Origin of the sequence: Desulfonatronospira sp. MSAO_Bac3, from assembly GCF_003838035.1 — a bacterium.
Taxonomy (GTDB): domain Bacteria; phylum Desulfobacterota; class Desulfovibrionia; order Desulfovibrionales; family Desulfonatronovibrionaceae; genus Desulfonatronospira; species Desulfonatronospira thiodismutans.
On record NZ_QYZY01000121.1, the window covers coordinates 1 to 3,500 of the forward strand.

Here is a 3,500-nt window from a genome sequence, read left to right on the forward strand (position 1 = left end):
GCCCCTGTATACCAGGAAGGCTATGGTATGGCTGTTGCCGGCGTTTACTACGCAGATTCCCTGCTGCTGTGACAACTCCTCCACCTCCGGCACAGACAGGGCCCCCAGAAGGGCCGCAGCACCTGTATCGCAGACCAGGCCCCCGCCCATGCACTGCTTCAGGCTTATTAGCCTGGTCATTTCCTCAGGAGGTACATCAAAAATAAGTTTTTTAAGATCACCATGTTCCCGGCTCAAAAATTTCCTCCAGATCTCGAATCGCCCCAGGCGATTGCTGCCGCCGGGGTGAAATCCGTGATCCTGGGCGCTGGCCAGGATCAGCTCCGGATATTCCAGTCCGGCCTGGGCCAGAAAACCCTGCCAGAAGCCGGGATCAAAATCCGCAAGATAAACCGGGGCAAAACCCGGGGGGCAGTTCTTGGTTATCTCAACGCCCATGGCCCGGACATTGTCCGGTGAATCAGACATGGCATAGGCGGCCTCGGGGTGTACAGCAGCCTTAAGACCTGCCTGCAGGTGCTTCCTTAGAACCCGGGCAAACCCACCGCCCATATTGTAGCCGTATAGATAGACGCTTTTATTGCGCCTGCCCAGCTCTTCCAGTCTCCTGGCCACCATCACGGCAGGTGAAGGCAGGATGAACTTGGGGCAGTTTTCCAGTTCCCGCTGCGGGATATAATAAAGCACGTCCTGGGTGCCGCTGCCTATATCCAGACATAATGCAGTCTGATCCATAAAATAAAACCCCTGTAAAAAATTGTCGTCCAAGACCTGGACTCCGGTAAAAAAAGATGAAGGGCACAAAAAAGGCAGGTCTTTACCTGCCTTTTTTGTATGCGGTTTGTCCAGTATTTAGTTTCCATCCGGAAAGTCTTTCTTTCCGGATGCTGAAGCTGTTGGTTTTCTTTACGGAAACGAGGAGTTTTTTTCTTTTGGCAATGAAATCAAGCAATTATGAGGAGGCGTATCTTAATACGGTGACGAATAATTGTACAGATTGACCACGCGAAGCGCGTGGCAAGCTCAGCCAAAAGGAAAAAGAACCGTTTCCGGATGAAAACTAGTTATTGTGCCTTGATGCTTAACTGATCGTTTTCCAGGTCTATGGTGACCTCCTGGCCGTCCATAAGCCTGCCGGAGATTATCTCCTTGGCCAGGGGCGTTTCCACGTGCTGCTGCAGGTATCTGCGCAGTGGCCTGGCTCCGTAGACCGGGTCGTAAGCCTCTTTGGCGATGAAGTGCCTGGCTGTGTCGCTTAGTTCAACACTGATCTTGCGGTCCTGCAGGCGATTTCGGATCTGCTGCAGAAGAAGTTCAATGATCTGCTCGATTTCTTCCAGGAGCAAAGGCTTGAACAAGACAATCTCATCCAGGCGGTTTAAAAACTCCGGCCTGAAATGTGACTTGACGGTGTTCATTACCTGGTCCCGGGCGTCCTCGCGCAGATGGCCGTCCGGGCTTATGCCCTCCAGAAGGTACTGCGATCCCAGGTTGGAGGTCATGATGATGACCGTATTTTTGAAGTCTACGGTGCGGCCGTGACTGTCTGTAAGCCTGCCGTCGTCCATTATCTGCAGAAGGACGTTGAACACGTCTGCATGGGCCTTTTCCACCTCGTCAAAGAGAATTACGCTGTAGGGCTTGCGCCGGATAGCTTCGGTGAGCTGACCGCCCTCGTCATATCCCACGTATCCCGGAGGAGCCCCGATCATGCGGGCCACGGTGTGCTTTTCCATGTACTCGGACATGTCTAAGCGCACCATGTTCTCCACGGTGTCAAACAGATTCAGGGCCAGGGTCTTGGTCAGCTCAGTCTTACCCACTCCTGTGGGACCCAGAAACAGGAATGAGCCGATGGGCCGGTTGGGATCCTTGAGCCCCGACCTGGCCCGCAGCACTGCATCAGCTACGGCGTCCACAGCCTCGTCCTGACCGATGACCCGCTCGTGCAGGATGTCGGCAAGCTTTAACAGCTTTTCGCGTTCTCCTTCCAGGAGTTTGGTCACCGGTATGCCGGTCCATTTGGATATTATCTCCGCCACATCGTCAGGGCCCACTTCTTCCTTTAAAAGCATCTCCTCGTCACTGTCGCCACTTATGGCCGATTCCTTCTCTGCCAGCTCCTTTTCAAGCTGGTGCAGCTTGCCGTAGCGAAGCTCGGCTGCCTTGTTCAGGTCATAAGCCCTTTCTGCGTTTTCAATTTCCAGCTTGGTACGCTCAATATCTTCCTTGAGAGAGCGCAGGGAGTTTATGGATTCCTTTTCGCGCTCCCACCTGCTTCTAAGCCTGGCCTGCTCTTCTTTTAGATCAGCAAGTTCCTGCCCGAGTTTTTCCAGCCTTTCCCTGGAAGCCTCGTCCTTTTCGCGTTTCAGGGCTTCCTGCTCGATTTCCAGCTGCATGATCTTGCGGTTTATTTCGTCAAGCTCAGTGGGCAGGGAGTCGATTTCACTGCGGATCTTGGCCGCGGATTCGTCTATCAGGTCAATAGCCTTATCCGGTAGAAAACGGTCTGATATATAACGGTGCGACAGAGTGGCCGCGGAAACCAGGGACCCGTCGCTTATGCGCACCCCGTGATGCACCTCGAAGCGCTCCCGCAAGCCGCGCAGAATGGATATGGTATCCTCCACGCTGGGCTCGTCCACCATGACCGGCTGAAAGCGCCGCTCCAGGGCCGGGTCCTTTTCGATATTCTTGCGGTATTCATTTATGGTTGTGGCCCCTATGCAGTGCAGTTCCCCACGGGCCAGCATGGGTTTTAGCAGGTTGCCGGCATCCATGGAACCCTCACCTTTGCCGGCCCCCACGATAGTGTGTATCTCATCGATAAAAAGCAGGATCCGACCTTCAGACTGCTGAACCTCCTTGAGCACCGCCTTGAGGCGCTCTTCAAACTCGCCGCGATACTTGGCCCCGGCTATAAGAGCACCCATGTCCAGAGCGAAGATGGTTTTGTCCTTGAGCCCCTCGGGCACGTCCCGGTTAAGTATCCTCTGGGCCAGGCCCTCAGCTATGGCCGTCTTGCCCACTCCGGCTTCACCTATGAGTACCGGGTTGTTCTTGGTCCGCCTGGACAGGATCCTTATGCACCGGCGAATCTCGCTGTCCCGGCCTATAACCGGATCAAGCTTGCCTTCCTGGGCCTCTTCCACCAGGTCACGGCCGTATTTTTTCAGGGCATCGTAGGTTTCTTCCGGGGAAGACGAAGTCACCCTCTGGCTGCCCCTGACGCTGGTTAGAGCCGACAACACCTTGTTCTTATCGATTTTGTACTCGGCTATGACCTTGCCCGCCCCGGTGGAAGGAGATTCATCCAGGATGGACAGAAGTATATGCTCCACGCTTACGTATTCGTCCTGCATGTTCTTGGCCAGGTCCTGGGCCTTGAGCAGAAGCGAATTCAGCCTCTGGGTCACGTATATCTGCCCCGGCTGGCTTCCTGGTCCGCTCACCCGGGGCAGTTTCTCAAGTTGCTTGTCCAGGGAAGTGCTGATGGATGA

General features: G+C 54.6%; 2 protein-coding genes. Both read right to left on the minus strand.

Features of this window, described 5'->3' with window-relative positions:
- On the minus strand, positions 1 to 735 hold a 735-nt coding region (locus tag D5S03_RS04430), incomplete at its 3' end, for a DUF1786 family protein (RefSeq protein ID WP_287042798.1).
- 329 nt (positions 736 to 1,064) lie between these two features.
- Positions 1,065 to 3,500, minus strand: a 2,436-nt coding sequence (gene clpB, locus D5S03_RS04435; protein WP_287042799.1) for an ATP-dependent chaperone ClpB, incomplete at its 5' end; no start/stop codon positions are given.